The following is a 25,438-nucleotide window of genomic DNA, read 5'->3' on the forward strand; positions in this document are numbered from 1 at the left end:
AACTGGCAGGCGGGAATCGTGAGGATCTTCGGCAAGGGACGTCACCGGCCCTCCGCCTCCTGGCGGCAGGCCACGGACCGCGCGTTCACGCTCATCGGCGACGGCCGGTACGAGGACGCGGGCGCGCTGCTGACCCGGGCCGCCGACCTGGAGCCCTGGCTGTCGGAGTCCTGGTTCAACCTCGCGCTGCTGCACAAGTTTCGGCACGACTGGGAGCAGGCGCGCGCGGCCGGACTGCGCGCCGTCGCCCTGCTCGACCGCGACACCGGCGCCCCGGACTGGTGGAACGTGGGCATCGCGGCCACCGCCCTCCAGGACTGGCCGCTGGCCCGCCGCGCCTGGCAGGCGTACGGGCTGAAGGTGCCCGGCCCCGCGACCGACTCGGGCGAGCCCCTCGGCATGGACCTGGGCAGCGCGGCCGTACGGCTGTCCCCGGAGGGGGAGGCCGAGGTGGTGTGGGGGCGGCGGCTCGACCCCGCCCGCATCGAGGTGCTGTCCATCCCCCTGCCGTCCTCCGGCCGCCGCTGGGGCGAGGTCGTTTTGCACGACGGGGTTCCGCACGGCGAGCGGAGCACCGCCGCCGGGCACACCTACCCGGTGTTCGACGAGATCGAGTTGTGGGCGCCCTCGCCGGTGCCGACCTGGGTGGTGCTGCTGGAGGCCGCGTCCGAGGCCGACCGGGACGCGCTGGAACAGCTCGCCTCCGACGCCGGGTTCGCGGCCGAGGACTGGTCGTCGTCGGTGCGGCTGTTGTGCCGGATGTGCTCGGAGTCGCGGATGCCGTCGGACGAGGGTGACGGGGAGCACCTCGATCCGCACGATCACAGTGAGCCGGGGCATCCCGGGCCGTTGGGGCATCGGACGGACGGGCAGTTGTGGGTGCCGGAGCGGGAGTGCGGCATCGCTGCCCCGGCTTCTCTGGTCCGGGGGTTGCTGGACGGGTGGGTGGCTGACAGCCCTGATTCCAGGGACTGGCGGGATCTCGAAGAGGTTTGTTGAGGCTCGCGGTCGGCTGCGGGGCCGTGGCGGCTGATCGCGCCCACGCGGCGGAGCCGCACGTCGACGCTGCCCCGCGCCCCTTGAAGGAGCGCTGCACTTACCCTTGTCACAGCAGTCTCGGTCATCTCAGGAAGGCACACGTCGGTCATGGCTCAGCAGGACACCGATCAGCAGCACGCGGGCGTGCTCCCCGTCGACGACGAGGGCTACGTCATCGACACGGAGGACTGCGAGAAGCGCGAGGCGGAGTGGCGGGAGCGCGGCACCTCGCGCCCGATCACCGTGGTCGGCAACCCGGTGCTGCACAAGGAGTGCAAGGACGTCACGGACTTCGGCGAGGAGTTCCAGCAGCTCGTCGCCGACATGTTCGCCAGCCAGCGCACCGCCGAGGGCGTGGGTCTGGCCGCCAACCAGATCGGTGTCGACCTGAAGGTCTTCGTCTACGACTGCCCCGACGACGAGGGTGTGCGCCACGTCGGCGTGGTCTGCAACCCCAAGCTGGTCGAACTGCCCGCCGAGCGGCGCCGGCTGGACGACAGCAGCGAGGGCTGCCTGTCGGTGCCCACCGCGTACGCGCCGCTGGCCCGGCCCGACTACGCCGAGGTGACCGGTCAGGACGAGAAGGGCAACCCGATCCGGGTACGCGGGACGGGGTACTTCGCGCGCTGCCTCCAGCACGAGACGGACCACCTGTACGGCTACCTGTACATCGACCGTCTGTCGAAGCGCGAGCGTAAGGCCGCGCTCAAGCAGATGGCCGAGAACGAGCCGCGCTACCCCGTGGTCGCCAACGACTGACCGCCTTCACGGCTCCCCTCACATCCCGCGCACGGCGCCCGATCCGGCACATCCCGGACGGGCGCCGTTCGTCTGTGCGCATCCAAAGGTAGTGAAAGAAGCAAATCCGTTCCCACAACGGTCAGTTGTGGTGCTGAATGGAGGTACGGGGATACGCACGGCGTACGCCCGGCTCGGGGGGCGGGCGCTCAACTGGCGGCTGAGAGGGGAATGTTCGTGCATGCTTTGTCACACGGCTCCACATCGACACCGACCACCATCGCAGTTCCACCGGCGCTGTCTCTTCCGGTGATCGAGGCGGCGTTTCCCCGGCGACTCCACCCGTATTGGCCGAAGCTCCAGAGGGAGACCCGGGCATGGCTGCTCGAAAAGCGGCTCATGACCCCGGAGAAGGTGGAGGAATATGCCGACGGCCTGTGCTACACGGACCTCATGGCGGGCTACTACCTCGGCGCGCCCGACGAGGTCCTCCAGGCGATAGCGGACTACAGCGCCTGGTTCTTCGTCTGGGACGACCGTCACGATCGCGACATCGTGCACGGCCGGCCCGACGCCTGGCGGCGGCTGAAGGACCTGCTGCACAGCGCCCTCGACCGCCCCGGTGACCACCTGGGTCACCAGGACCCCGTGGTCGCGGGCCTCGCCGACAGCGTGCGGCGGCTCCACGCATTCCTTCCGGACACCTGGAACGCGCGGTTCGCGCGTCACTTCCACGCCGTGATCGAGGCGTACGACCGGGAGTTCCACAACCGCACCGAAGGCGTCGTCCCGACCGTCGAGGAATACCTCGAACTGCGCCGCCTCACGTTCGCGCACTGGATCTGGACGGACCTTCTGGAACCGAGCGCGGGGTACGAACTCCCGGACGCGGTGCGGAAGAACCCGGCCTATCGGAAACCGGCGCTGCTCAGTCAGGAATTCGCCGCCTGGTACAACGACCTCTGTTCGCTGCCCAAGGAAATCGCCGGGAACGAGGTGCACAATCTCGGCATCAGTCTCGTCACCCACGAGGGAATGACCCTCGAAGAGGCGATCGCTGACATACGGCGCCGCGTCGAGGAATGCATCAGCGAATTCCTGGACGCGGAACAGGAGGCATTACGGTTCGCCGACCGGCTCGACGACGGGACGGTGGGCGGAAAGGAGACGAGCGCCGCCGTACGCGCCTGCGTCGGCAACATGCGGAACTGGTTCAGTTCCGTCTACTGGTTCCACCACGAGTCCGGCCGGTACCGGGTCGACAGCTGGGACGACCGGTCCACGCCCCCGTACGTCGACAACGCAACGGAAGGTGAGAAATGACCGTCGAGTCCGTACGCCCGGAGGACACCGCCGCGACGGCCGAGCCGCCCGTGGCGGGCGGTGCCGTCCCGCTCCTCGGTCACGGCTGGCGCCTGGTGCGCGACCCGCTGGCCTTCCTGTCCCAGCTGCGCGACCACGGTGACGTGGTGCGCCTGAAACTGGGTCCCAAGACGGTCTACGCCGTCACCACCCCCGCCCTCACCGGAGCGGTGGCGCTCAGCCCGGACTACATCATCGCCGGGCCCCTGTGGGAGTCGCTGGAGAGCCTGCTCGGCAAGGAGGGCGTGGCCACCGCCAACGGCCCGCTGCACCGCCGCCAGCGGCGCACCATCCAGCCGGCGTTCCGGCTCGACGCGATCCCCGCCTACGGTCCGATCATGGCGGAGGAGGCCTACGCGCTCGTGGAGCGCTGGCGGGACGCGGACGGGGTGCTGGACATCACGTACGAGTCGTTCCGCGTGGCCGTGCGGGTCGCCGCCCGCTGCCTGATGCGCGGCGGCTACATGGACGCCCACGCCGACCGCATATGCGCCGACCTCACCACCCTGTTCGCGGGGATGTACCAGCGCATGGTGGTGCCGCTCGGACCGCTCTACAAGATTCCGCTTCCGGCCAATCGGGAATTCAACCGCGCCCTGTCCGATTTGCATGTCCTGGTCGACGAGATCGTGGCCGACCGACGGGCGAGCGGTCAAAAGCCGGACGATTTGCTGACGGCTTTGCTGGAGGCGAAGGACGACAATGGCGACCCCATCGGGGAGCAGGAGATCCATGATCAGGTCATCGCCATCCTGACCCCCGGCGCGGAAACCGTCGGTTCCACGATCATGTCGCTCCTCCTGGTTCTCACCGAGCACCCGGAACTCGGCGACAAGATCCGCGACGAGGTGAAATCCGTGGTCGGCGACCGCCCGGTCGCATTCGAGGACGTGCGGAAGCTGACGTACACCGCGAATGTCGTCACGGAGACCCTGCGGCTGTATCCGGCCGTCTGGATATTGACCCGGCGCGCGGTCGCCGACACAGAACTCGGCGGTTACCGCATTCCGAAGGGTGCGGACCTCATCTACAGCCCGTTCGCGGTCCAGCGCGACCGGCGGTCGTACGAGCGGAACGAGGACTTCGACCCGGACCGCTGGCTCCCGGAGCGGTCGAAGGACGTGCCCAAGTACGCGATGAGCCCGTTCAGCGTGGGCAACCGCAAGTGCCCCAGCGACCACTTCTCCATGGCGGAGCTCACGCTCGTCACCGCCGTGGTCGCCCACGCGTACGGCTTCGAGCACGCGTCGGACTCCGATCCCCGGCCCCGCATCGGCATCACGCTGCGGCCCCGCCGGCTGATGCTGCGGGCGCTGCCCCGCTGACGCCCCGCCGACCGGCGCGCGGTCAGGCGGCCTCCGGGCCCCTGAACGCGCGCCGGTAGGACTGCGGGGTGGTCCCCACCGCGCGCACGAAGTGGTGGCGCAGCGCGGCCGCGTTGCCGAAGCCGGCGCGGCCCGCGATCGCGTCCACCGTCTCGTCCGTCCGCTCCAGCAGATGCTGGGCGAGCAGCACCCGCTGGCGCAGGATCCAGCGGTAGGGCGTGGTGCCGGTCTCCTGCTGGAAGCGGCGGGCGAAGGTGCGCGGCGACATGAGGGCGCGGGCGGCGAGCTGCTCGACGGTGACCTCCTCGTCGAGGTGCTGCTCCATCCACACCAGCACCCCGGCGACCGAGTCGCCCCCGGGCTCCGGCAGCGGACGTTCGATGTACTGGGCCTGCCCGCCGTCGCGGTGCGGGGGCACCACCATCCGGCGGGCGATCCGGTTGGCCACCTCAGGGCCCTGTTCCTTGCGCACCAGGTGCAGACAGGCGTCGATGCCCGCGGCGGTGCCCGCCGAGGTGATCACCGGGTCCTCGTCGACGTAGAGCACGTCGGGTTCGACCGTCAGATGCGGATAGCGGCGGCTCAGCTCCTCCGCGTGCTTCCAGTGCACCGCGGCCCGCCGGCCCTCCAGCAGCCCGGCGGCGGCCAGCACGAACGCCCCGGAGCACACGCTCAGCACCCGCGCGCCCCGGTCCACCGCCCGGCGCAGCGCGTCCAGCATCTCGGGTGGGAACTCCCGGGAGGTGTAGGAGGCGCCGGCGGGCACGGTGATCAGGTCGGCCGCGTCCAGCCGGTCCAGGCCGTGCTCGGTCTGGAGCGTGAAACCGGCGCTGGCGCGCACCGAGGCCCCCTCCGCAGAGACGACCGCGAAGTCGTACACCGGCAGCCCGTCGTCGCTGCGGTCGATGCCGAAGACCTCGCAGACCACGCCGAGTTCGAACGGATTCACGCCGTCGAGCAGGACGGCCGCCACATTCCGGAGCATGGCTCCAGTGTGCCTCGCCGTTGGCAGTAAATCGAGGGTGCACGACAGTCCTGCCACTCCTCGTAAGGAGCGTCCGGCGGCACAGTGGTGTCCATGAACACGACGCAGACAGAAGCACTGATCGCGATGGTGGCCGTTCTCGGCCTGTTCGTCCTCATGGTCGCGCCCGCCGTGATCGGCATCCTGCGCGACCGCCGCATCGACCGGCAGATCCGGCGGGCCCGGGCCACCCTGGTCACCGAGCCGCCCGGTATGCCGGCCGCGTCCCGGCCGGAGCACCGGGCCGCCTCCCGCCGCCACGCACGCGCGGCGTGAGACGGCCCCGGCGCCCGGGCCCTAGAAGTCCTCGTCCAGGTCGACCGTGCCCTCCACGGCGACCTGGTACGCGGACGGACGGCGTTCGAAGAAGTTGGTCAGCTCCTGCACGCCCTGCAGCTCCATGAACGAGAACGGGTTCTCCGAGCCGTACACCGGCGCGAAGCCCAGCCGCACCAGACGCTGGTCGGCGACGCACTCCAGGTACTGCCGCATCGACGCGGTGTTCATGCCGGGCAGCCCGTCCCCGCACAGGTCACGGGCGAACTGCAGCTCCGCCTCGACGGCCTCGCGGAGCATGTCGGTGACCTGCCGCCCGAGCTCCTCGTCGAACAGCTCCGGCTCCTCCTTGCGCACGGTGTCCACCACGTCGAAGGCGAAGCTCATGTGCATCGTCTCGTCGCGGAACACCCAGTTGGTGCCGGTCGCCAGCCCGTGCAGCAGACCCCGGCTGCGGAACCAGTAGACGTAGGCGAAGGCGCCGTAGAAGAACAGCCCTTCGATGCAGGCCGCGAAGCAGATCAGGTTCAGCAGGAAGCGGCGCCGGTCGGCCCGCGACTCCAGCCGGTCGATCTTCTCCACCGAGTCCATCCACCGGAAGCAGAACTCGGCCTTCTCCCGGATGGACGGGATGTTCTCCACGGCCGCGAACGCCGCCGCCCGGTCGTCCGGATCGGGCAGGTAGGTGTCCAGCAGGGTCAGGTAGAACTGGACGTGCACGGCCTCCTCGAACAGCTGCCGTGACAGGTACAGCCGCGCCTCGGGCGAGTTGATGTGCTTGTACAGCGTCAGCACCAGGTTGTTCGCCACGATCGAGTCGCCGGTGGCGAAGAACGCCACGAGCCGGCCGATCAGATGCTGCTCCTCGGGCGTCAGCTTCGCCAGGTCGGCGACGTCCGAGTGCAGGTCCACCTCCTCGACATGCCAGGTGTTCTTGATCGCGTCCCGGTAGCGCTCGTAGAAGTCCGGGTAGCGCATGGGGCGCAGGGTCAGCTCGAAGCCGGGGTCGAGCAGGTTCTTGGTCGTGCTGGTGGTCACTGGCAGGCCTCGCAGGATTCGGGGTTCTCGAGGGAGCAGGCGACGGCCTCGGGGTCGGCCGGCTGCTGGACGGGGACGGCGGCGCGGGCCGCGCGGGCGATCCGGGTCGCCGGACGGGAACGCAGGTAGTAGGTGGTCTTCAGCCCCTGCTTCCAGGCGTAGGCGTACATCGAGGAGAGCTTCCCGATGGTCGGCGTCTCCAGGAACAGGTTGAGCGACTGCGCCTGGTCCAGGAACGGGGTCCGGGCGGCGGCCATGTCGATCAGGCCGCGCTGCGGGATCTCCCACGCCGTGCGGTACAGCCGCCGTACGTCCTCGGGGATCCACGCGAAGTCCTGCACCGAGCCGTTCGCCTCGCGCAGCGCCTCACGGGTGCGCGCGTCCCACACGCCCAGCCGCTTGAGGTCCTCCACCAGGTACGAGTTGACCTGGAGGAACTCCCCGGACAGCGTCTCGCGCTTGAACAGGTTGGACACCTGCGGCTCGATGCACTCGTACACGCCCGCGATCGATGCGATGGTCGCGGTGGGCGCGATCGCCAGCAGCAGCGCGTTGCGCAGGCCCGTCGCGGCGATCCGCGACCGCAGTGCCTCCCAGCGCTCCGGCCAGGCGAGCTCGACTCCGTAGTGGTCGGGGTGCAGCACGCCCCGCGCGGTGCGGGTCTTCTCCCAGGCGGGCAGCGGACCGTGCCGCTCCGCGAGACCGGCGGACGTCTCGTACGCGGCGAGCATGATGCGCTCGGCGATCCGGGTGGACAGCGCCTTCGCCTCGGGGGAGTCGAAGGGCACGCGCAGCCGGAAGAACACGTCCTGCAGCCCCATCACGCCCAGACCCACCGGGCGCCAGCGGCTGTTGGACCGGGACGCCTCCCCGGTCGGGTAGAAGTTGATGTCGACCACCCGGTCCAGGAACGTCACGGCGGTGCGGACCGCCGCGTCCAGGCGCTCCCAGTCCATGCCGTCCGGGCCCGCGAAGGCCGCGAGGTTGACCGAGCCGAGGTTGCAGACCGCCGTCTCCCCGTCGTCGGTGACCTCCAGGATCTCCGTGCACAGGTTGGAGGAGTGGACGACGTGACCCGGTTCGGCGGTCTGGTTGGCGGTGCGGTTGGCGGTGTCCTTGAAGGTCATCCAGCCGTTGCCGGTCTGCGCGAGGGTGCGCATCATCCGGCCGTACAGCTCGCGCGCCGGGAGCGTCCTGCGGGCCAGGCCCTTCGCCTCGGCGGCTCGGTAGGCCGCGTCGAACTCCTCGCCCCACAGGTCGACCAGCTCGGGCACGTCGACGGGGGAGAACAGCGACCATTGGGCGTCTGCGTCGACCCGGCGCATGAACTCGTCCGGGACCCAGTGCGCCAGGTTCAGATTGTGCGTACGGCGGGCGTCCTCACCGGTGTTGTCGCGCAGCTCCAGAAACTCCTCGACGTCCGCGTGCCAGGTCTCCAGGTAGACCGCGGCGGCGCCCTTGCGCCGGCCGCCCTGGTTCACGGCGGCGACCGAGGCGTCCAGCGTCTTCAGGAACGGGACGATGCCGTTGGAGTGCCCGTTGGTGCCGCGGATCAGCGAACCCCGGGCGCGGACGCGGGAGAAGGACAGACCGATGCCGCCGGCGTGCTTCGAGAGGCGGGCGACCTGGTGGTAGCGCTCGTAGAGGGAGTCCAGCTCGTCCTTGGGGGAGTCCAGGAGGTAGCAGGACGACATCTGCGGGTGGCGGGTGCCGGAGTTGAACAGCGTGGGGGAGGAGGGCAGGTAGTCCAGCCGGCTCATCAGCCCGTACAGCGCGGCGACGTCCTCCAGCGCCCGCTCGCTCTCGTCCTCGGCGAGCCCGCAGGCCACCCGCAGCAGGAAGTGCTGGGGCGTCTCGACGACCTTGCGGGTGACCGGGTGGCGCAGCAGGTAGCGGCTGTGCAGGGTGCGCAGGCCGAAGTAGCCGAACCGGTCGTCGGCGTCCGTGTCGACCAGCGCGTCCAGACGGGCCGCGTGGAGCCGGACGAACGCGGCGGTGCGGTCGCCGATCAGGCCCTCCCGGTGACCGGCGGCCACCGAGCCGGTGAACGAGGTGACGCCCTGCGAGGCGGCCTCGGCGCGGATGCCGAGGGTGAGCAGCCGGGCGGCGAGCCGGGAGTAGGCGGGGTCCTCGGAGATCAGCCCGGCCGCCGCCTCGGTGGCCAGGTCCCGCAGCTCCGCCTCGTCGGCGGAGGCGGACCGGCCGCGCAGCGCGGCCGCGGCCACCCGGCCGGCGTCGGCGTCGGGCAGGTCGGCGGTCAGCTGGGTCAGGGTCCGCAGCAGCGCGGCCCCGGGGCCGTCGCTGTCCTCGGTCACGCGGGTCGCTGAAGCCGGATCGGCTGGCGCGATGGTCACGTGTGGCTCTCCCTCGCTCGGCACGGGGGCCTCGAAGAGCGCAGGGGGCAGCACACGAACGCACGCGGCGTCGCGTCCACCGGCCCATTCCGCGAGGCCCGGACGTCAGGGCACCCGGACCGGAAGGGCCGGGCGCACTGTCGGCAGGTCCTCGGACTGACTCCCGTGCGCGCCCGTGGGCAGGCATGGGTACACCGTTGCGGGACAGTTCCGGATTCGCACCGGATTCCCCTGCGGCGACAGCGAGCATGAGCATACATCTTGTGCCGGGTGTCGCCGACGGACCCATATGTTGTGTCGCGCTGGGGTTATGGTGGGGTCGGACGGAAGGGCTGCGCCCGGCCGTCAGAGCGTCAGTTCGTAGACCAGCAGCATGATGTCGTCGAGCTCCGGCAGCGGGTTCCAGTCCCGCCCGGGGGCCCGCGTGAAGCCCAACCGCTCGTACACCCGGTGCGCGGAGTGCATCGTGCGCTGCGTGGACAGCACCATGCGGGTGCGGCCGAGCGCCCGCGCCCGGTCGACGCAGGCGCGCACCAGGGCCTCACCGGCGCCCCGGCCGCGGTGGGCGGGGGAGACGGCCAGCATCCGTATCTCCGCCTCGCCGGGCTCCGCGATGTCGGCCATGGGCCCGGGGCCGGGCACGAAGGTCACCCCGCCCAGCAGCGCGCCGTCCGCCACGGCGACCAGCACCTCGGCGGCCGCCGCCCGCTTGCCCACGTCCCGCAGCTCGTCCAGGTAGGAGTCGGACTCCCCGAAGTCCAGCAGCCCGTCGCCGAGATAGGCCTGAGCGGTGATCTCACCGAGGTCCGCGTGCTCGCCGGGCGTCGCCGGCCGGATGACGATGTCCATGCGGGGGAGTCTGCCGCACGGGCACGACAGCGGGCCGCCGGTTTTCCACCGGCGGCCCGCTGCCCTGTGCGTGAACGGCGTCAGTGCTTGCTGTCCGCCGTGGCCGGCGGGAGCTCCACCTGCACGCCCGGGTCGCCGGCGTCCGCCGTGTAGTCGCGCGGCTCGGTCTCGTCGACGCCGTCCGGCGCCTTGACCGCCCGCATGACGAAGGTCAGGACGACCGTGACCAGCACGTTGATCACGAAGGCGGTGAGACCGATGTAGCCGATCTCCCCGATGCCCGGGATCTCCTTGGCGGAGCCGCCGAAGTGCTTCTGCGTCGGCGACGCCACCCCGTACGCGGCGACCGTGCCGTAGATCATGCCGACCGCCCAGCCGCCGATCAGCGCCCAGCGGTGGAACCAGCGGGTGAACAGGCCGCCCACCAGCGCCGGGAAGGTCTGCAGGATCCAGATGCCGCCCAGCAGCTGGAAGTTGATCGCGACGGTCTTGTCCATGGTCAGGACGAAGACCAGCGCGCCCACCTTCACCAGCAGGGACACGATCTTGGAGACTGCGGTCTCCTGCTTGGGCGTCGCGTCCGGCTTGATGAAGTCCTTGTAGATGTTGCGGGTGAACAGGTTCGCCGCCGCGATCGACATGATCGCCGCCGGCACCAGCGCGCCGATGCCGATCGCCGCGAAAGCCACCCCGGCGAACCAGTCCGGGAACATGTTCTCGAACAGCTGCGGGATGGCCAGCTGGCCGTTCTGCACCTTCACCCCGGCCGCGATCGCCATGAACCCGAGCAGCGCCAGCAGGCCCAGCATCAGCGAGTACAGCGGCAGGATCGTGGTGTTGCGGCGGATCACCTCACGGCTGCGCGAGGACAGCGTCGCGGTGATCGAGTGCGGGTACATGAACAGCGCGAGCGCCGACCCCAGCGCCAGCGTGGCGTACGTCCACTGGCCCGCCTCGCCCGGCACCAGGGCGCCGCGCGGGGCACCGGTGGCCGGGTTGGTCTCGCTGTACGCCTCCTGCGCGGAGGCGAAGATCTCGTCGAACCCGCCCAGTTTGATCGGGATGTAGATGATCGCCACCGCGATCACGATGTAGATCAGCGTGTCCTTGACGAACGCGATCAGCGCGGGCGCCCGCAGCCCCGACGAGTAGGTGTACGCGGCCAGCACACCGAAGGCGAGGAGCAGCGGCAGGTCCTTGATGAACCAGTTGGTGTTCTCGCCGCCGCCGACGCCCATCACGTCCAGCACGGCCTGGATGCCGACCAGTTGCAGCGCGATGTACGGCATCGTCGCCAGGATGCCGGTGACCGCGACGGCCAGCGACAGCCCCTTCGAGCCGAACCGCCCGCGCACGAAGTCGGACGTCGTCACATAGCCGTGCTTGTGCGACACCGACCACAGCCGGGGCAGGAAGGTGAAGATCAGCGGATACACGAGGATCGTGTACGGCACCGCGAAGAAGCCGGCCGCGCCCGCCGCGTAGATCGCCGCCGGGACGGCCACGAAGGTGTACGCGGTGTACAGGTCGCCGCCGAGCAGGAACCAGGTGACCCAGGTGCCGAACGACCGCCCGCCCAGGCCCCATTCGTCGAGAGTGTGCTCGTTGGCGGCCTTGCGCCAGCGTGCGGCCAGGAAGCCCATCACGGTGACGAGCACGAAGAAGAAGATGAAGACGGCGAGTGCCACGCCGTTCACGCCGTCGTTCACTGCTCGGCACCACCCTTCGCGGCGGAGCGGGCGCGCTGGTCACGCTGCCAGAGCTTGTACGCGATCATCGTGAGCGCGGTCGAGATCAGCACCCACAGCATCTGGTACCAGTAGAAGAACGGGATGCCGATGAACACCGGGTCGGTCTTGGCGTAGGACCCGACCCACAGCATGGCGACGAATGGTGCGAGCAGACAGAGGCCGATGACGACGCGCATGGGCGTCACCACCGGCCCTGGTGTTGTTTGCGGGGTTTGCGACATCAGACGGCTCCCGTCCCCTCACTGATCGCCGACGTTGGCTCGCGGCAATGTAGGTGAGGGCGCGGGGCGGTCGTAACCCCCCGTAAGAGGGGCGGTATGCAGCAGCAGCGCAACCGCAAGGCAACAGCAACGAAAATCCTGTCAACCGCCCGGTCTGTCGGGTTTTGCGGTGACGTCGGCGGCTGTCCGTCAGTCCTGGGGGCGCTTGAGGCGCGCGACGAACTTGTACCGGTCGCCCCGGTACACCGACCGCACCCACTCCACGGGCTGCCCGCCCCGGTCCAGCGAGTGCCGGGACAGCATCAGCATCGGCAGGCCCACGTCGGTGCCGAGCAGGCCCGCCTCGCGCGGCGTGGCCAGGGACGTCTCGATGGTCTCCTCGGCCTCCGCGAGATGGACGTCGTACACCTCGGCGAGGGCCGTGTAGAGAGACGTGTACTTGGTCAGGCTGCGGCGCAGCGCCGGGAAGCGCTTGGCGCTGAGGTGGGTGGTCTCGATGGCCATGGGCTCGCCGTTGGCCATGCGCAGCCGCTCGATGCGCAGCACGCGGCCGCCGGCGGTGATGTCGAGCAGCCCGGCCAGCCGGTCGTCGGCCGTGATGTACCCGAGGTCGAGGAGCTGCGAGGTCGGCTCCAGGCCCTGCGCGCGCATGTCCTCGGTGTACGAGGTGAGCTGGAGCGCCTGGGACACCTTGGGCTTGGCGACGAAGGTGCCCTTGCCCTGGATGCGCTCCAGACGTCCCTCGACCACCAGTTCCTGGAGCGCCTGGCGCACGGTGGTGCGGGAGGTGTCGAACTCGGCCGCCAGCGTGCGCTCGGGCGGGACCGGGGTGCCGGGGGGCGCCGTCTCGGTCATGTCGAGCAGATGCTTCTTCAGCCGGTAGTACTTAGGCACGCGTGCCGTACGGACCGCGGTCCCACCCTCGTTCTCCGTACTGCTGACGTCGGTGCTCATGCTCTGCCTTCCCGGCTCCGGCTGCCGAAGCGGCCGACAGACCGTCGGCCACGGCTGACATCGTGGCACGGCTCCGGGCGGGGGCGGGCCCCTCGCGCGCTCCGTGATCCCTTTTGTATACCCCTGTGACCAGTGATGGTCCAGACCACGGGCGGTGGTCAGATGCCCTGCCACTCCGGCTTGTTGACGTAGGCGTGGCGGAAGTAGTCGGCGAGCTTCAGCTTGGAGGCGGCCGCCTCGTCGACCACCACGGTGGCGTGCGGGTGCAGCTGGAGCGCGGACGCCGGGCACACCGCGGCGACCGGGCCCTCGACGGTGGCGGCGACCGCGTCCGCCTTGCCCTCGCCGGTGGCCAGCAGCACCAGGTGCCGGGCCTCCAGGATGGTGCCGATGCCCTGGGTGATGACGTGGTGCGGCACCTGGTCGATGTCGCCGTCGAAGAAGCGGGCGTTGTCCACCCGGGTCTGCTCCGTCAGCGTCTTGATCCGGGTGCGCGAGGCGAGCGAGGAGCACGGCTCGTTGAAGCCGATGTGCCCGTCGGTGCCGATGCCGAGCAGCTGGAGGTCCACGCCGCCGGCCTCGGCCAGCTCACGGTCGTAGCGCTCGCACGCGGCCTGCACGTCCTCGGCCGTGCCGTCGGGACCGAGGAAGGCGTCCATCGGGATGCCGAGCTGTTCGAGGACCTCGCGCTTCACCACGGAGCGGTAGGACTCGGGGTGGTCGGCGGGCAGCCCCACGTACTCGTCGAGCTGGGCCACCCGCGCCCGGGAGGTGTCCACGGCGCCTGAGCGGACCTTGGCGGCCAGTGCCTCGTAGACGGGAAGCGGCGTGGAACCGGTCGCCACGCCGAGGAGGGCGTCGGGCTTGCGTCGCAGCAGCTGTGCCATGGCCTCGGCGACGAGCTCGCCTCCCGCCTGGGCGTCCGCAACGATGACAACTTCCACGGTGGGCCTGCCGATCTTCCGGTGGACTCGACTGGGACGGACCCCGGAGCACCGGGGCCATGTGGTTTAGACCAATCTCAATCTAGCAGAGGGCCGCCCGCCCGCCGAGGCGAAACCGGCACCCGTGCCGAAACCGCTCCCCGCGCCCCGGGTGCCCCGAAAACGTGGCGTCCGACCGGCCCCGCGCACACTCCTGTCGGGTTAGGCTGCGTGGTGGACCCGTCTGCGTCCCCCAGGGGCGCGGGGCGACCGTCGAAGAACGCCGTACGACGCATTTACAGGCGCAGTGGTCTAGTCCACAATGCGTAGCAGGACACACAGACCTGCCTTCCCCGCACAGGAAGGCGGACCGAGGATCCGAGGCTCTCTGCCCTGACTGCCCCGGCTCCTCATCCTTCGGCCGACCGGGACCGCACACCCCACCGGCCGATATTGCTCCGGGCTGCGGTGCCGGGAGGGTTGAGGGTCCCTCCCAGGCGCCGCGGCCCGCGGGTGTTTCCAGGGGTCACAGGCACACAGGTACGCTCGCTGACGTGCCCTCCATGAACGAACTCGTACGCCAGCACACCGCCCTCGACGACACCGACCTCGAGTGGCTCCACCTGCTGGTCTCGGAGTGGCAGCTGCTCTCCGACCTCTCCTTCGCCGACCTGGTCCTGTGGGTCCCCACCCGCGACGGCACGCGCTACGTCTCCGTCGCCCAGATGCGGCCCAACACCGGCCCGACCTCCTACCAGGACGACATGGTCGGTCATCTGGTCCCGCGCGGCCGCCGGCCCATGCTGGACGCGGCCCTGGACGAGGGCCGCATCGTGCGCGAGGGCGACCCGGAGTGGCGCGAGGAGGTCCCGGTCCGCGTCGAGTCCATCCCGGTGCGGCGTGAGGGACGGGTCCTCGGCGTCATCGCGCGCAACACCAACCTGCTCACCGTGCGCACCCCCAGCCGGCTGGAGCTCACGTATCTGCAGAGCGCCTCGGACCTGGCCCAGATGATCGCGGCCGGCGCCTTCCCGTTCGCCAACCAGCAGCTGGAGATGGACGCCTCGCCGCGCGTCGGCGACGGACTGATCCGGGTCGACGCCGACGGCGTCGTCCAGTACGCCTCGCCCAACGCCCTGTCCGCCTACCACCGCCTCGGCCTGGCCGCGGACCTGGTGGGCCATCACCTCGGGCAGACCACCGCCGAACTGGCCCCCTCGCGCGGGCCGGTGGACGAGGCGCTGGCGAAGGTGGCGAGCGGCTGGGCGCCCCGCGAGTTCGAGATCGAGTCCGACGACGGCGTCATCCAGTTCCGCGCGATCCCGCTGAAGCCGAAGGGCACCCGCATCGGCTCCCTGGTGCTCCTCCGGGACGTGACCGAACTGCGCCGCCGCGAACGCGAGTTGATCACCAAGGACGCCACCATCCGGGAGATCCACCACCGGGTGAAGAACAACCTCCAGACCGTGGCCGCCCTGCTGCGGCTCCAGGCCCGCCGCATCGGCTCGGAACGCGGACGGGCGGCGCTGGAGGAAGCCGTGCGGCGGGTGGGGTCCATCGCCATCGTCCACGAGACGCTGTCCCAGAACCTGGACGAGCGTGTGGAGTTCGACGAGATCGCCGACCGGGTGCTCGCCATGGTCGCGGAGATCTCCCCGGGCAAGGTCACCGGCCGGCGGTCGGGCCGCTTCGGGATACTCGACGCCGAGGTGGCCACGCCCCTGTCGATGGTGCTGACCGAAGTGCTGCAGAACGCGCTGGAGCACGGCTTCCGCGAGGGCGAGACGGGAACCGTCGAGGTGTCCGCGGTGCGCGGCGGCACCTCACGGGAGGCGCGCCTGCTGGTCACCGTGCAGGACGACGGCGTGGGCCTGCCCGAGGGCTTCGACCCGCACACCGCGGGCAACCTGGGCCTGCAGATCGTACGGACGCTGGTGGAAGGGGAGTTGGGCGGCACCTTCGACATGGTCCCGGCGCCGGAGCGGGGGACCCGGGTGATCCTCGACATCCCGGTGCAGGCGGACTCCTGACCGCCGGGGCCCGGTGCGCCCGGGCCCCGCACACCCTCAGGCCGGTGACAGGCCCCGGAACAGCAAAAGACCCCGGACCACGGTCCGGGGCTGATGCTCGTTCCTCGCTTCCCCTGCCCGATCGGGACGGGCGTCGGGGGAACTTCGCGCTGCGGCTCGGGGCGGGAGATGCGTGTGCGCCGTCCACGGAATCATCCGGACGGGCGCACACGCGCCGCCAAGCTCAGGCTGTTTGCTGGGGCGGGGTCGTCAGGCGGAGGCCTGACGCGCCCGGTTGCGGGCAGCGCGGCGCTTCATCGCGCGACGCTCGTCCTCGCTGAGACCACCCCAGACGCCGGAGTCCTGACCGGACTCGAGCGCCCACTGCAGGCACTGCTCGATCACCGGGCAGCGGCGGCAGACGGCCTTGGCTTCCTCGATCTGCAGCAGCGCGGGACCGGTGTTGCCGATGGGGAAGAAGAGCTCGGGGTCTTCCTCGCGGCAAACGGCGTTGTGACGCCAGTCCATGGCTGCTACCTCTCCTTGGTATTACTGCAGGTGCTTGTGAATGTGAACGCTTTCACGAATCCCCCAACAAGTGAAGGGCCGACCGCCAGGGTGCCTGGCGTGGTCCTTGGGTCTGAAGAGGGGTTCCGGTGATCTGTGGAGGCCGGTGTTGCGGGCCGTCCCGATCGCCAAGAAGAGACTCGCAAACCTCGGCGGCGGATACAACCCCTTCCGGAAAGTTTTTTTTGATTCTTCGGTGTCGACTAGGTCACAGCCGTACTTCCATGGGGTGGACCCTGGCCTAAACGTTCGACTGAAAGGACTTTGGCCCTTTCTGCTCACACAATCACACGCAGTGCACGGCGAACGCCTGTGAACGTCACGCTGGTACGCAGCCCCAGGTGGTCACCGTCCATCTGAAGGGGCAGCGGCACCTTCGAATGCAAGGTGAAGCGTGTCAGATCGTGCCGCGTCACGGCGTGCTTGCCGCGGGGTCCGCGCTCCGGGGACGAAGTGAGCAACTGCGTGCCATACCGGGCAACCGCGGGGGTGGACATCCGGGTGAGACCGAAGAGATCGAGTCCCGTGTCGAACGACGCCCGCGGCGAGGCGTAGATCGGACGGTTGCCGAGGAACGTCCACGGCGAGGTGTTCGAGACTATGGACAGCACCAGGTCCTCGACCGGCTCCTCGCCCTCGAGGTCCAGCGTGATCACGCCGTTGCGGCGGTGCGGGTCGCCCAGCAGCTGACGCACCACCTGGCGCATGTACAGCGCGTGCGTCGACCGCCGGCCGCGCTCCCGCTGCTGCTCCACCCGGCCGACCACGCCGGCGTCGAAGCCCAGCCCCGCGTTGAAGGTGAACCAGCGGGCGGGCACCGCCTCGTCCTCGGTGCCCGGCGTGCCCGAGGTCAGCCCCAGACCCACCGTCCGCTCCCGGCCCTCGCGCAGCGCGTCCAGCAGCGCGCCGGTCGCCTCCACGGGCTGGTTGGGAAGACCGAGGGCGCGGGCGAAGACGTTGGTGGAGCCGCCGGGGACCACGGCGAGACCGGGCAGGTGCTCCGGGTCGGGCCCCGCGTGCAGCAGGCCGTTGACGACCTCGTTCACCGTGCCGTCGCCGCCCAGGGCGACCACCAGGTCGACCTCGCCGCTCTCCGCCGCCTGCCGGCCCAGGTCGCGGGCGTGACCGCGGTACTCCGTGGTCACCGCGTCGAGTTTCATCTCACTGGCGAGCGCGTGGATCAGCACGTCGCGCGTGCGCGCACTGGTGGTGGTTGCCGCCGGGTTGACCACGAGAAGTGCACGCATGACGTGCAGGGTACCTACTCAGCGGTACCCGGCCCAGAGAGAGGTCCTTCCCTGTGGACGGCGCGGGCGTGAACCTCGCCACGGGACGGCTCCCCGGCGGCGGCTACCCTGCAGGGGTGAGCAGCGAGCAGACCCCCGTCACCGGCCCCGACGACACCGGCGCCCGTCCGCGCCGCCTGACGTACGCCGCGGTCCTCGCCGCGCTGGAGGGGCTCGCGCTGGTCGTCGGCGGTGTCTGGCTGCTGGCGCTCGGTCTCGCGGGCGAGCCGGACGACCGGCAGCAGTCCGTCACCGGCGGGGTCACGCTGATCGTGCTGGCGCTGCTGCCGCTGCTGGCCGCGCGCGGCCTGTTCGCCCGGCGGAGCTGGAGCCGCGGGCCCGCCGTCATCACGCAGCTCGTGGCGCTGCCCGTCGCCTACAACATGCTGATGTCGGACGGCGCGGCCATCCCCGCCGGAATCGTGCTCGCCGTCGTCGCCGTGACCGCGCTGGTGCTGCTGATCAACGCCGAGACCACCCGGGCCCTCGGCATCCGCGGACCCGGGAACGCGGGCGACGCCGCGAAGTGACGCGCCGCGCCGGCGCCTACTCCTCCACGAGCAGCTTCTCCCGCAGCTGGGCCAGGGTGCGGGCCAGCAGCCGGGAGACGTGCATCTGCGAGATGCCGACCTCCTGCGCGATCTGGGACTGGGTCATGTTGCCGAAGAAGCGCAGCAGCAGGATCCGCTTCTCGCGCGGCGGGAGGTCCTCCAGCAGCGGCTTGAGCGACTCCCGGTACTCCACGCCCTCCAGCGCCTCGTCCTCCGCGCCGAGGGTGTCGGCGACCGCCGGGGACTCGTCGTCGGTGTCGGGGACGTCCAGGGACAGCGTGGAGTAGGCGTTCGCCGACTCCAGGCCCTCCAGGACCTCCTCCTCCGAGATCGCCAGCTTCTCGGCGAGCTCGTGCACCGTGGGGGAGCGGCCGTGCAGCTGGGACAGCTCCGCCGTGGCCGTGGTGAGCGCCAGCCGCAGCTCCTGGAGCCGCCGCGGCACCCGCACCGCCCAGCCCTTGTCGCGGAAGTGCCGCTTGATCTCGCCGACGACCGTAGGGGTGGCGTACGTGGAGAACTCCACGCCCCGGTCCGGGTCGAAGCGGTCGACGGACTTGATCAGTCCGATGGTGGCGACCTGGGTGAGGTCGTCCAGCGGCTCGCCGCGGTTGCGGAAGCGGCGCGCCAGGTGCTCGACGAGCGGCAGATGCATCCGCACCAGCCGGTTGCGCAGCTCCGCGTACTCGGGACTGCCGGCCTCCAGTGTGCGCAGTTCGAGGAAGAGGGCGCGCGCCCCGCTGCGGTCCTGCGGGTCGTGGTGCGCGTGCGTGCCCGGCACACCCGGTGTGCTCCGTGCGCCGGAGGCAGGCGCCGCCTGCTCCTCGGCCTCTCGCTCGTGCTCGCTCATCGTCCCGCCCGTCGCCCTTCCCCGAGCGCTCGCCTCGTCCCCCGCCGCCGGCTCGGCCAGGGCGGGGGCCTCCCCGCCGGGAGCGGCCGGCCCGGCCGCGGACGGGTCCCGCGCGGCACCGCCGGCCTGCCCGCCGCCCGGTCCGACGCCCCCCGTGGAGTCGTCCTCCGGATGCGGCCGGGCCTGCTCGGGGATGCCGTCGATACCGTCCGGCACGCGCTCGGCCGGCAGCTCCCGTGTGCCGCGTTCTTCGTCCCGCACCGGCCCGTCCTCGCTCCTCACGCCGGCCCGGGTCCCGCGCCGCGCTGTTTGTAGAGGCTGATCGACACGGTTCTGTCCTCGTCCACGGCGGAGGAGACCTTGCCCGCGAGCGCGGACAGCACGGTCCAGGCGAAGGTGTCCCGCGACGGGGCGTGGCCGTCCGTGGTGGGCGCCGAGACGGTGACCTCGAGCGAGTCGTCGACGAGCCGGAAGACGCAACTGAGCACCGATCCCGGCACGGCCTGCTGCAGCAGGATCGCGCAGGCCTCGTCGACCGCGATGCGCAGGTCCTCGATCTCGTCGAGGGTGAAGTCCAAACGGGCCGCGAGGCCGGCCGTGGCCGTACGCAGCACCGACAGGTAGGCCCCCGCGGCCGGCAGCCGGACTTCCACGAAGTCCTGGGTCGCGGGCTCGCCAGCGATCTGGGACACCCTCACCTCCAAGGTGGTACAAGCGTTTCAGGGCCTGTGTTCGCCCCCGGGCAACGCGCTACGTGGTTCAGCGGTGACGCTATCGCGCTCCCGGCGGTCCTGTCGCCGGGACCCCGACCCGTTGCCGTCACTCATAGTAAAACTGCGAACACGCTCCGTGGCTAGGGGTCTGCGACTGCCAAATGGGAAGAGCGCGCGCCGCATTGACGTACCCAGGCGCCGGACCGTCGAACCGTCCGGCACCGTGGTCCCGCCACGTCACACCAGTACGTGGTCGACGAAGCACCAGCGCCAGTCCTCACCCGGCTCGAAGGTCCGCATCACGGGATGGCCGGTTTCCCTGTGGTGACGCGTCGCGTGCCGGTTCGGCGAGGAGTCGCAGCAGCCGACGTGACCGCAGGTGAGGCAGAGGCGGAGCTGCACCGGGTCCGTCCCTTCCAGCAGGCACTCCGGACACGTCTCATCGAGCGCGGCCGGTTCCGGGTGCGGCAACGCCTCGACGTGCGTGCACTGTTTCATGATTGCCAGATTACGACGGTCGTGCGGACGGCCGCGCGGAAAAACGAGGGTGGGCCCGACATGGACGTGATGCCCCTGCTGCTCCTGGTCGCGGGCAGCGCCGCGGTGGCCGCCGCCGCCCGGCGCACGCCGGTGCCGCCGCCGCTGGTGCTGGTCGCGGTGGGTCTGGCGGTCAGCTACGTCCCGGGCGTGCCGGACTACGCGCTCGACCCGCACATCGTGCTGCCGCTGATCCTCCCGCCGCTCCTCTACACGGCGGCCGTGGACAGCTCCTACCTGGACCTGCGGGCGCAGCTGCGGCCGGTGGCGCTGCTGTCCGTCGGGTACGTGCTGTTCGCGACGCTCGCCGTCGGCTGGGTGCTGTACCTGCTGGTGCCGGACCTGCCGCTCACCGCGGCGCTGGTGTTCGGCGCGGTGGTGGCGCCCCCGGACGCCGTCGCGGCGACGGCGGTGGCCCGCCGGGTCGGCCTGCCCTCGCGGATCACGACCATCCTCCAGGGCGAGTCGCTGTTCAACGACGCCACCGCCATCACCGCGTTCCGGGTCGCCGTGGCCGCGTCCGTCGGCGAGGGCGTGAGCTGGGCCGGAGGAGTGGGGGAGTTCCTGCTGGCGGCCGTCGGCGGCGTGGTGGTCGGCCTGGTGATGATGGCGCCGCTGCACTGGCTGCGCACCCACCTGCGCGAGACGCTGCTGCAGAACACGCTGTCGCTGCTCATCCCGTTCGCCGCGTACGCCGTGGCCGAGCAGGTGGAAGCCTCCGGGGTGATCGCCGTCGTGGTGGTCGCGCTGTACCTCGGGCACCGCGCGTGGGAGGTCGACTTCGCCACCCGGCTCCAGGAGAGCGCGGTGTGGGGCATGGTCGCGTTCGTCCTCGAGTCCGCGGTGTTCGCCCTCATCGGGCTCCAGCTGCCCGTCGTCATGCGCGGGCTCGGCGAACACGAGGGCATCGCCTCCGTCTGGTACGCCGTGGCCGTCTTCGCGGTGGTCGTCGCGGTGCGGTTCCTCTGGGTCTACCCGGCGATCTGGCTGCCGTGGCTGGTCTCCGCGCGGATCAGGGCGCGCGAACGGAGGCCCGGCTGGAAGGGGCCGTTCGTGATCTCGTGGGCGGGGATGCGCGGGGTGGTGTCGCTCGCCATCGCCTTCTCGATCCCCGTCACCGCGGAGGGCGAGGACTTCCCGCACCGGTACCTGCTGCTCTTCCTGACCTTCACCACCGTCATCGGCACCCTGGTCGTACAGGGCCTCACCCTGCCCCCGCTGATCCGGCTGCTGCGGCTGCCCGGGCGCGACCCGCAGGCAGAGACCCTCGCCGAGGCCAACGCACAGGCGCAGGCGTCCCGGGTCGCCGAGGAGCGCCTCGACGACCTGCTCGCCGACGAGCGCAACGCCCTCCCCGCGCCGCTCGCCGACCGGCTGCGCGGCGTCCTGGAGCGCCGCCGCAACGCCGTCTGGGAGCGGCTCGGGCAGGCCAACCCCGTCACCGGGGAGTCGGTGGACGACACCTACCGGCGGCTGTCCCGGGAGATGATCGGCGCCGAGCGCGAGGTCTTCGTGAAGCTGCGCGACGGGCGCTACATCGACGACGAGATGCTGCGGACGCTGCTGCGCCGGCTGGACCTGGAGGAGGCCGCCGCCTACCGGGAGGCGGAGTAGACCTTCCCGGAGCGACACGCGGTTCAGGGGAACGGCCGCCCCGTGATCACCGCGGCGACCGTGCTCCCGCGCGGGAAGGCGCCCTCCGCGGCCAGGGTGACAAGGGCATGAAGCAACTTGGCGACATAGATACGTTCCACGGGGACGCCGTGACGCTGTTCGAAGTCCGCGGCGAACGCCTCCAGGTCCGCCGGCACGCGCGCGTAGCCGCCGTGGTGGAACCGTTCGTCGAGGCTCCACGCCCCGCGCGGCCCGCCGAACGCCTCCGTCTGCAGGGCCCGTATCCCCGCCGTGAGGAAGCCGCCCTTGAGCACCGGTATGCCGAGCGTCCGCGCGCTCCCGCCGAGCCCGGCGGCCAGTCCCGCGAGCGTGCCGCCCGTGCCGCACGCCACCGCCGCCACGTCCGCCGCGCCCGCCAGCTCGCGGCCGAGCTCCACGCACCCGCGCACCGCGGCGGCGTTGCTGCCGCCCTCGGGCACGACGAGGGCGTCCTCGGCGTCCGCCGCGCGCAGCACGGCCGCGAGCGTGTCCGGATCGGTCTTGCGGCGGTACACCGAGCGCGTGACGAAACACAGCCGCATGCCGTCGGCCGCGCAGCGCGCCAGCGACGGGTTGAGCGGCCGGTCCGCCAGCTCCTCGCCGCGCACCACGCCCACCGTGCGCAGCCCGAGCAGCCGGCCGGCGGCGGCCGTGGCCCGCAGATGGTTGGAGTACGCCCCGCCGAACGTGAGCACCGTCCGCCCGCCGGCCGCCGCCAGGTTCGGGGCGAGCTTGCGCCACTTGTTGCCGACCAGCTCCGGGTGGACGAGGTCGTCCCGCTTCAGCAGCAGCCGCACCCCGTGCCGCTCGAACCGCGCGTCGACGGCCTCCTCCAGCGGCGAGGGAAGCCGCGGGCGCAGGCCGGCGAGGGCGTCGGAGCTGGTCATGCGGGCCATTGTCGCCCGAGGCGGGGGCAGGCGCGGGCGCCGGTGTTCCGCGTGGGGGGTGTCACGAGGGCGGAACACCGGCGACGAGCGCCTCGGCGCCTGTCACGTCGGGCGGTCATGCGGGCCGGTCACACGGGCCGGTCACACCGTCCGGTCACTTCAGACGGTCTCGGATCCGCTTGCGCATCGACGCCATGGTGAACCCGCGCGGGTCCACCTTGCCCGGCTGCCACTCCAGGTGGCCGATCACCGACTGCTCGTTCCAGCCGTGGTAGCGGCAGACCGCCGCCGCGGCCTTCTCGATGGCCTCCAGCTGCGCCGCCGGCCACGGGTCCTTCCCGTCGCCGAGGTTCTCGCACTCGAAGCCGTAGAAGTGCCGGTTGCCGTCGGTGTTGGCCTCGTTGTCCGGAGGGAACGTCTTCTTCTCGGCGATCACCGCCCGCAGCACGTCGTCGTCGCCGAGCCCCGCGTGGTTGGCGCGGCCGTACCCGACGAGGTGCACCCGGCCGTCCTTGGTGATCACGCCGTGGCACAGCGGCCCCGGCAGACCCGAGTAGCCCTTGCGGCAGATGTCGACCGTCGCCTTGCTGCCCTTGGTCACGGTGTGATGGATCATCACACCGTTCACCGGCCCCCACGGGCCCTTGTGGTTGCGGTTGTGGTCGCGCCAGTCGCCGACCTCGACGACCGTGAGACCCTCCGCCTTGAGCGCGCGCAGGAACGCGCTCGCGGACATGGGTGGGGCCATGCCGCCCTCCTTCGTACCGGACGACGGCCGCCCGGCGCGGCCGTCTGGTACAGGGCCTATAGCCGGAAGTCGGGCTTTCAAGTACTCGTTCGGCTGCTGTGCGAGCCGATCCGGACAATCTCCTTCCGCCCGGCCGCCGTTGTCACCGTCGGCAGGCCGGTCAGTCTGCCCACACCCGCCAAGATCCAACCCCGCTCGATCGGGTAATGGCGCGGGCACGGTGCGTGAGGAACGCTTGATCACGCACCACGACGTCCGGCACGGCCGGGCGTGGATCTATTGGGGAGGGCAATTCTCTATGTCGGTAGGCGAAGAGGTCCGCACGGAGCAGACCGGGCAGCAGCAGAGCCTCGGTACGGCGGCGGCGCGGAACCTGGCCACCACGACCAAGTCCGTGCCGCAGATGCAGGAGATCAGCTCGCGCTGGCTGCTGCGGATGTTGCCCTGGGTCGACGTGCAGGGCGGCACGTACCGGGTCAACCGGCGGCTGACCTACGCCGTGGGCGACGGCCGGCTGACCTTCGTGAAGACGGGCGACCGGGTGGAGATCATCCCCGCCGAACTGGGCGAACTGCCCGTGCTGCGTGACTACGAGGACGAGGAGGTGCTCAACGAGCTGGCCTCCCGCTGCCGGCAGCGGGAGATCGAGGCGGGCCAGGTCATCGCCTCCTTCGGCAGCCCCGCCGACGAGGTGTACCTGCTGGCGCACGGCAGGGTCGAGCGCGTCGGCACCGGCCCGTACGGGGAGGACGAGTCCCTCGGGGTGCTCGCCGACGGCGCGTACTTCGGCGAGCAGGCCCTCCAGGACGACGACGCCATCTGGGAGTACACGGCCCGCACCCTCACCGCGTGCACGGTCCTGGTGCTGCCCCGTGACGCGGTCGACCAGGTCGCCGAGAGGTCCGAGACCCTGCGCGAGCACCTGCGCCGCCGGGCCGACATCCCGCAGCAGCCCACCAACAAGTACGGCGAGAAGGAGATCGACCTCGCAGCCGGCCACAGCGGCGAGCCGGACATCCCTCACACGTTCGTCGACTACGAGGCCCGGCCCCGCGAGTACGAACTCAGCGTCGCCCAGACCGTGCTGCGCATCCACACGCGCGTGGCCGACCTGTACAACCAGCCGATGAACCAGACGGAGCAGCAGATCCGGCTGACCGTCGAGGCGCTGAAGGAGCGCCAGGAGCACGAGCTGATCAACAACCGCGACTTCGGCCTGCTCCACAACTGCGAGTACGACCAGCGGATCCAGCCGCACGACGGGGTGCCCAGCCCCGACGACATGGACGAACTGCTCAGCAGGCGCCGCGGCACCAAGCTGCTGCTCGCCCACCCGCGCGCCATCGCCGCGTTCGGCCGCGAGCTCAACAAGCGGGGACTCGTCCCGGAGACGCTCGACGTCGGCGGCAACCGCATCCCCACCTGGCGGGGCGTGCCCATCTACCCGTGCAACAAGATCCCGGTGACCGAGGCCCGCACCACCTCCATCATCGCGCTGCGCACCGGCGAGGAGGACCAGGGCGTCATCGGCCTCCGCGCGGCCGGCATCCCCGACGAGATCGAGCCGAGCCTGTCGGTGCGGTTCATGGGCATCAACGAACAGGCCATCATCAAGTACCTGGTCACGGCCTACTACTCGGCAGCGGTGCTGGTCCCGGACGCGCTGGGCGTCCTGGAGAACGTCGAGATCGGCCGGTGGCGGTGACGGTCCGCCGGCTCGCGCGGCGCGCGCCGTGTCCCCGTCCGCCCGGGCGGGTACATCAGGGGGGAACGTGCTCGACGGGTGC

Annotated in this window: 24 protein-coding genes and 1 riboswitch; of the genes, 9 read left to right on the forward strand and 15 right to left on the reverse strand. The window is 70.9% G+C overall.

What is annotated here, in order from left to right:
- The first annotated feature begins 18 nt into the window (after positions 1 to 18).
- The 4 genes from ACQZOG_RS20100 to ACQZOG_RS20115 all read left to right on the forward strand — a co-directional run bounded on the left by ACQZOG_RS20100 (position 19) and on the right by ACQZOG_RS20115 (position 4,463).
- Entirely contained in the window at positions 19 to 999 is a 981-nt protein-coding gene (locus ACQZOG_RS20100; protein ID WP_019522890.1) for a tetratricopeptide repeat protein, read from the forward strand.
- Positions 1,000 to 1,146: 147 nt separating this feature from the next.
- Positions 1,147 to 1,797 (forward strand): peptide deformylase, encoded by a 651-nt coding sequence (def, locus tag ACQZOG_RS20105; RefSeq protein ID WP_033272057.1) that lies wholly within the window; start codon positions 1,147 to 1,149, stop codon positions 1,795 to 1,797.
- 216 nt (positions 1,798 to 2,013) lie between these two features.
- Entirely contained in the window at positions 2,014 to 3,099 is a 1,086-nt protein-coding gene (gene cyc1, locus ACQZOG_RS20110; protein ID WP_033272654.1) for an epi-isozizaene synthase, read from the forward strand.
- Complete coding sequence (locus ACQZOG_RS20115) at positions 3,096 to 4,463, forward strand: cytochrome P450 (protein ID WP_430741699.1); 1,368 nt, start codon at positions 3,096 to 3,098, stop codon at positions 4,461 to 4,463. The genes cyc1 and ACQZOG_RS20115 overlap by 4 nt, the downstream gene beginning before the upstream one ends.
- Before the next feature lie 22 nt (positions 4,464 to 4,485).
- On the opposite strand, the gene ACQZOG_RS20120 is transcribed toward ACQZOG_RS20115, so the two are convergent.
- A complete protein-coding gene (locus ACQZOG_RS20120) occupies positions 4,486 to 5,448 on the reverse strand; it encodes a GlxA family transcriptional regulator (protein ID WP_037641485.1) in 963 nt (320 codons plus the stop codon).
- A gap of 93 nt (positions 5,449 to 5,541) precedes the next feature.
- On the opposite strand from ACQZOG_RS20120, the gene ACQZOG_RS20125 reads away from it, so the two are divergent.
- Positions 5,542 to 5,763, forward strand: a complete 222-nt coding sequence (locus tag ACQZOG_RS20125) for a hypothetical protein (protein WP_203550129.1) — start codon at positions 5,542 to 5,544, stop codon at positions 5,761 to 5,763.
- A 21-nt stretch (positions 5,764 to 5,784) separates the two neighbouring features.
- On the opposite strand, the gene ACQZOG_RS20130 is transcribed toward ACQZOG_RS20125, so the two are convergent.
- The 7 genes from ACQZOG_RS20130 to nagB form a co-directional block, all read right to left on the reverse strand.
- On the reverse strand, positions 5,785 to 6,741 hold the full coding sequence (locus ACQZOG_RS20130) for a ribonucleotide-diphosphate reductase subunit beta (RefSeq protein ID WP_203588083.1): 957 nt from the start codon (positions 6,739 to 6,741) through the stop codon (positions 5,785 to 5,787).
- Between the two features lie 56 nt (positions 6,742 to 6,797).
- Complete coding sequence (locus ACQZOG_RS20135) at positions 6,798 to 9,155, reverse strand: ribonucleoside-diphosphate reductase subunit alpha (protein WP_193466592.1); 2,358 nt, start codon at positions 9,153 to 9,155, stop codon at positions 6,798 to 6,800.
- A 125-nt stretch (positions 9,156 to 9,280) separates the two neighbouring features.
- Positions 9,281 to 9,451: riboswitch (cobalamin riboswitch) on the reverse strand.
- A 49-nt stretch (positions 9,452 to 9,500) separates the two neighbouring features.
- Positions 9,501 to 10,004, reverse strand: a complete 504-nt coding sequence (locus ACQZOG_RS20140) for a GNAT family N-acetyltransferase (RefSeq protein WP_033272051.1) — start codon at positions 10,002 to 10,004, stop codon at positions 9,501 to 9,503.
- Between the two features lie 80 nt (positions 10,005 to 10,084).
- The gene (gene mctP / locus ACQZOG_RS20145) at positions 10,085 to 11,713 is read right to left on the reverse strand and encodes a monocarboxylate uptake permease MctP (protein WP_033272050.1); all 1,629 of its coding nucleotides are present in this window, start codon (positions 11,711 to 11,713) and stop codon (positions 10,085 to 10,087) included.
- Positions 11,710 to 11,931 (reverse strand): DUF3311 domain-containing protein, encoded by a 222-nt coding sequence (locus ACQZOG_RS20150; protein WP_051724313.1) that lies wholly within the window; start codon positions 11,929 to 11,931, stop codon positions 11,710 to 11,712. The genes mctP and ACQZOG_RS20150 overlap by 4 nt, the downstream gene beginning before the upstream one ends.
- Positions 11,932 to 12,165: 234 nt before the next feature.
- The gene (locus tag ACQZOG_RS20155) at positions 12,166 to 12,930 is read right to left on the reverse strand and encodes a GntR family transcriptional regulator (RefSeq protein WP_033272048.1); all 765 of its coding nucleotides are present in this window, start codon (positions 12,928 to 12,930) and stop codon (positions 12,166 to 12,168) included.
- Positions 12,931 to 13,088: 158 nt separating this feature from the next.
- Positions 13,089 to 13,874: a glucosamine-6-phosphate deaminase gene (gene nagB / locus ACQZOG_RS20160; RefSeq protein WP_191880521.1), complete on the reverse strand. Its 786-nt coding sequence runs from the start codon at positions 13,872 to 13,874 to the stop codon at positions 13,089 to 13,091.
- Positions 13,875 to 14,416: 542 nt separating this feature from the next.
- Here nagB and ACQZOG_RS20165 point away from each other — a divergent pair.
- On the forward strand, positions 14,417 to 15,883 hold the full coding sequence (locus tag ACQZOG_RS20165) for a sensor histidine kinase (protein ID WP_033272046.1): 1,467 nt from the start codon (positions 14,417 to 14,419) through the stop codon (positions 15,881 to 15,883).
- A 249-nt stretch (positions 15,884 to 16,132) separates the two neighbouring features.
- Here the strand turns inward: ACQZOG_RS20165 and ACQZOG_RS20170 are convergent, their stop codons facing one another.
- Both ACQZOG_RS20170 and ACQZOG_RS20175 read right to left on the reverse strand, forming a co-directional pair.
- Positions 16,133 to 16,390, reverse strand: a complete 258-nt coding sequence (locus ACQZOG_RS20170) for a WhiB family transcriptional regulator (RefSeq protein WP_003992873.1) — start codon at positions 16,388 to 16,390, stop codon at positions 16,133 to 16,135.
- A gap of 317 nt (positions 16,391 to 16,707) precedes the next feature.
- Positions 16,708 to 17,676, reverse strand: a complete 969-nt coding sequence (locus ACQZOG_RS20175; protein WP_058916933.1) for a diacylglycerol/lipid kinase family protein — start codon at positions 17,674 to 17,676, stop codon at positions 16,708 to 16,710.
- A 116-nt stretch (positions 17,677 to 17,792) separates the two neighbouring features.
- Here ACQZOG_RS20175 and ACQZOG_RS20180 point away from each other — a divergent pair, with 116 nt between their 5' ends.
- The gene (locus tag ACQZOG_RS20180) at positions 17,793 to 18,245 is read left to right on the forward strand and encodes a hypothetical protein (RefSeq protein WP_033272653.1); all 453 of its coding nucleotides are present in this window, start codon (positions 17,793 to 17,795) and stop codon (positions 18,243 to 18,245) included.
- A 16-nt stretch (positions 18,246 to 18,261) separates the two neighbouring features.
- Here the strand turns inward: ACQZOG_RS20180 and ACQZOG_RS20185 are convergent, their stop codons facing one another.
- The 3 genes from ACQZOG_RS20185 to ACQZOG_RS20195 all read right to left on the reverse strand — a co-directional run bounded on the left by ACQZOG_RS20185 (position 18,262) and on the right by ACQZOG_RS20195 (position 20,324).
- The gene (locus ACQZOG_RS20185) at positions 18,262 to 19,374 is read right to left on the reverse strand and encodes an RNA polymerase sigma factor SigF (RefSeq protein ID WP_079031530.1); all 1,113 of its coding nucleotides are present in this window, start codon (positions 19,372 to 19,374) and stop codon (positions 18,262 to 18,264) included.
- Between the two features lie 17 nt (positions 19,375 to 19,391).
- Entirely contained in the window at positions 19,392 to 19,805 is a 414-nt protein-coding gene (locus ACQZOG_RS20190; RefSeq protein WP_006136266.1) for an anti-sigma factor, read from the reverse strand.
- A gap of 258 nt (positions 19,806 to 20,063) precedes the next feature.
- The gene (locus tag ACQZOG_RS20195) at positions 20,064 to 20,324 is read right to left on the reverse strand and encodes a UBP-type zinc finger domain-containing protein (RefSeq protein ID WP_033272042.1); all 261 of its coding nucleotides are present in this window, start codon (positions 20,322 to 20,324) and stop codon (positions 20,064 to 20,066) included.
- A gap of 60 nt (positions 20,325 to 20,384) precedes the next feature.
- Between ACQZOG_RS20195 and ACQZOG_RS20200 the strand changes: the two genes are divergently transcribed.
- The gene (locus ACQZOG_RS20200; RefSeq protein WP_033272040.1) at positions 20,385 to 21,977 is read left to right on the forward strand and encodes a Na+/H+ antiporter; all 1,593 of its coding nucleotides are present in this window, start codon (positions 20,385 to 20,387) and stop codon (positions 21,975 to 21,977) included.
- Positions 21,978 to 22,000: 23 nt separating this feature from the next.
- Here the strand turns inward: ACQZOG_RS20200 and ACQZOG_RS20205 are convergent, their stop codons facing one another.
- Together ACQZOG_RS20205 and ACQZOG_RS20210 are read right to left on the reverse strand one after the other, a co-directional pair.
- Entirely contained in the window at positions 22,001 to 22,903 is a 903-nt protein-coding gene (locus ACQZOG_RS20205; RefSeq protein ID WP_261675602.1) for a 1-aminocyclopropane-1-carboxylate deaminase/D-cysteine desulfhydrase, read from the reverse strand.
- 154 nt (positions 22,904 to 23,057) lie between these two features.
- Entirely contained in the window at positions 23,058 to 23,639 is a 582-nt protein-coding gene (locus tag ACQZOG_RS20210; protein ID WP_063833237.1) for an N-acetylmuramoyl-L-alanine amidase, read from the reverse strand.
- Between the two features lie 310 nt (positions 23,640 to 23,949).
- Here ACQZOG_RS20210 and ACQZOG_RS20215 point away from each other — a divergent pair, with 310 nt between their 5' ends.
- A complete protein-coding gene (locus ACQZOG_RS20215; RefSeq protein WP_033272037.1) occupies positions 23,950 to 25,356 on the forward strand; it encodes a family 2B encapsulin nanocompartment shell protein in 1,407 nt (468 codons plus the stop codon).
- Positions 25,357 to 25,438 lie beyond the last annotated feature (82 nt).

The sequence above is a fragment of the Streptomyces sp. P13-3-3 genome (genome assembly GCF_050571355.1).
Classification (GTDB): Bacteria; Actinomycetota; Actinomycetes; order Streptomycetales; family Streptomycetaceae; genus Streptomyces; species Streptomyces althioticus.

Excerpts from the sequence above, each read along its gene's own strand:
- ACQZOG_RS20130 (WP_203588083.1), bottom strand. The coding sequence starts at position 6,741 with ATGCGCTACCCGGACTTCTACGAGCGCTACCGGGACGCGATCAAGAAC.
- ACQZOG_RS20165 (WP_033272046.1), top strand. The coding sequence starts at position 14,417 with ATGAACGAACTCGTACGCCAGCACACCGCCCTCGACGACACCGACCTC.
- ACQZOG_RS20150 (WP_051724313.1), bottom strand. The coding sequence starts at position 11,931 with ATGCGCGTCGTCATCGGCCTCTGTCTGCTCGCACCATTCGTCGCCATG.
- ACQZOG_RS20210 (WP_063833237.1), bottom strand. The coding sequence starts at position 23,639 with ATGTCCGCGAGCGCGTTCCTGCGCGCGCTCAAGGCGGAGGGTCTCACG.
- ACQZOG_RS20215 (WP_033272037.1), top strand. The coding sequence starts at position 23,950 with ATGTCGGTAGGCGAAGAGGTCCGCACGGAGCAGACCGGGCAGCAGCAG.
- ACQZOG_RS20200 (WP_033272040.1), top strand. The coding sequence starts at position 20,385 with ATGGACGTGATGCCCCTGCTGCTCCTGGTCGCGGGCAGCGCCGCGGTG.
- def (WP_033272057.1), top strand. The coding sequence starts at position 1,147 with ATGGCTCAGCAGGACACCGATCAGCAGCACGCGGGCGTGCTCCCCGTC.
- ACQZOG_RS20155 (WP_033272048.1), bottom strand. The coding sequence starts at position 12,930 with ATGAGCACCGACGTCAGCAGTACGGAGAACGAGGGTGGGACCGCGGTC.
- ACQZOG_RS20120 (WP_037641485.1), bottom strand. The coding sequence starts at position 5,448 with ATGCTCCGGAATGTGGCGGCCGTCCTGCTCGACGGCGTGAATCCGTTC.
- ACQZOG_RS20140 (WP_033272051.1), bottom strand. The coding sequence starts at position 10,004 with ATGGACATCGTCATCCGGCCGGCGACGCCCGGCGAGCACGCGGACCTC.
- ACQZOG_RS20115 (WP_430741699.1), top strand. The coding sequence starts at position 3,096 with ATGACCGTCGAGTCCGTACGCCCGGAGGACACCGCCGCGACGGCCGAG.
- ACQZOG_RS20195 (WP_033272042.1), bottom strand. The coding sequence starts at position 20,324 with ATGAAACAGTGCACGCACGTCGAGGCGTTGCCGCACCCGGAACCGGCC.
- ACQZOG_RS20170 (WP_003992873.1), bottom strand. The coding sequence starts at position 16,390 with ATGGACTGGCGTCACAACGCCGTTTGCCGCGAGGAAGACCCCGAGCTC.
- ACQZOG_RS20125 (WP_203550129.1), top strand. The coding sequence starts at position 5,542 with ATGAACACGACGCAGACAGAAGCACTGATCGCGATGGTGGCCGTTCTC.
- ACQZOG_RS20175 (WP_058916933.1), bottom strand. The coding sequence starts at position 17,676 with ATGCGTGCACTTCTCGTGGTCAACCCGGCGGCAACCACCACCAGTGCG.
- ACQZOG_RS20205 (WP_261675602.1), bottom strand. The coding sequence starts at position 22,903 with ATGACCAGCTCCGACGCCCTCGCCGGCCTGCGCCCGCGGCTTCCCTCG.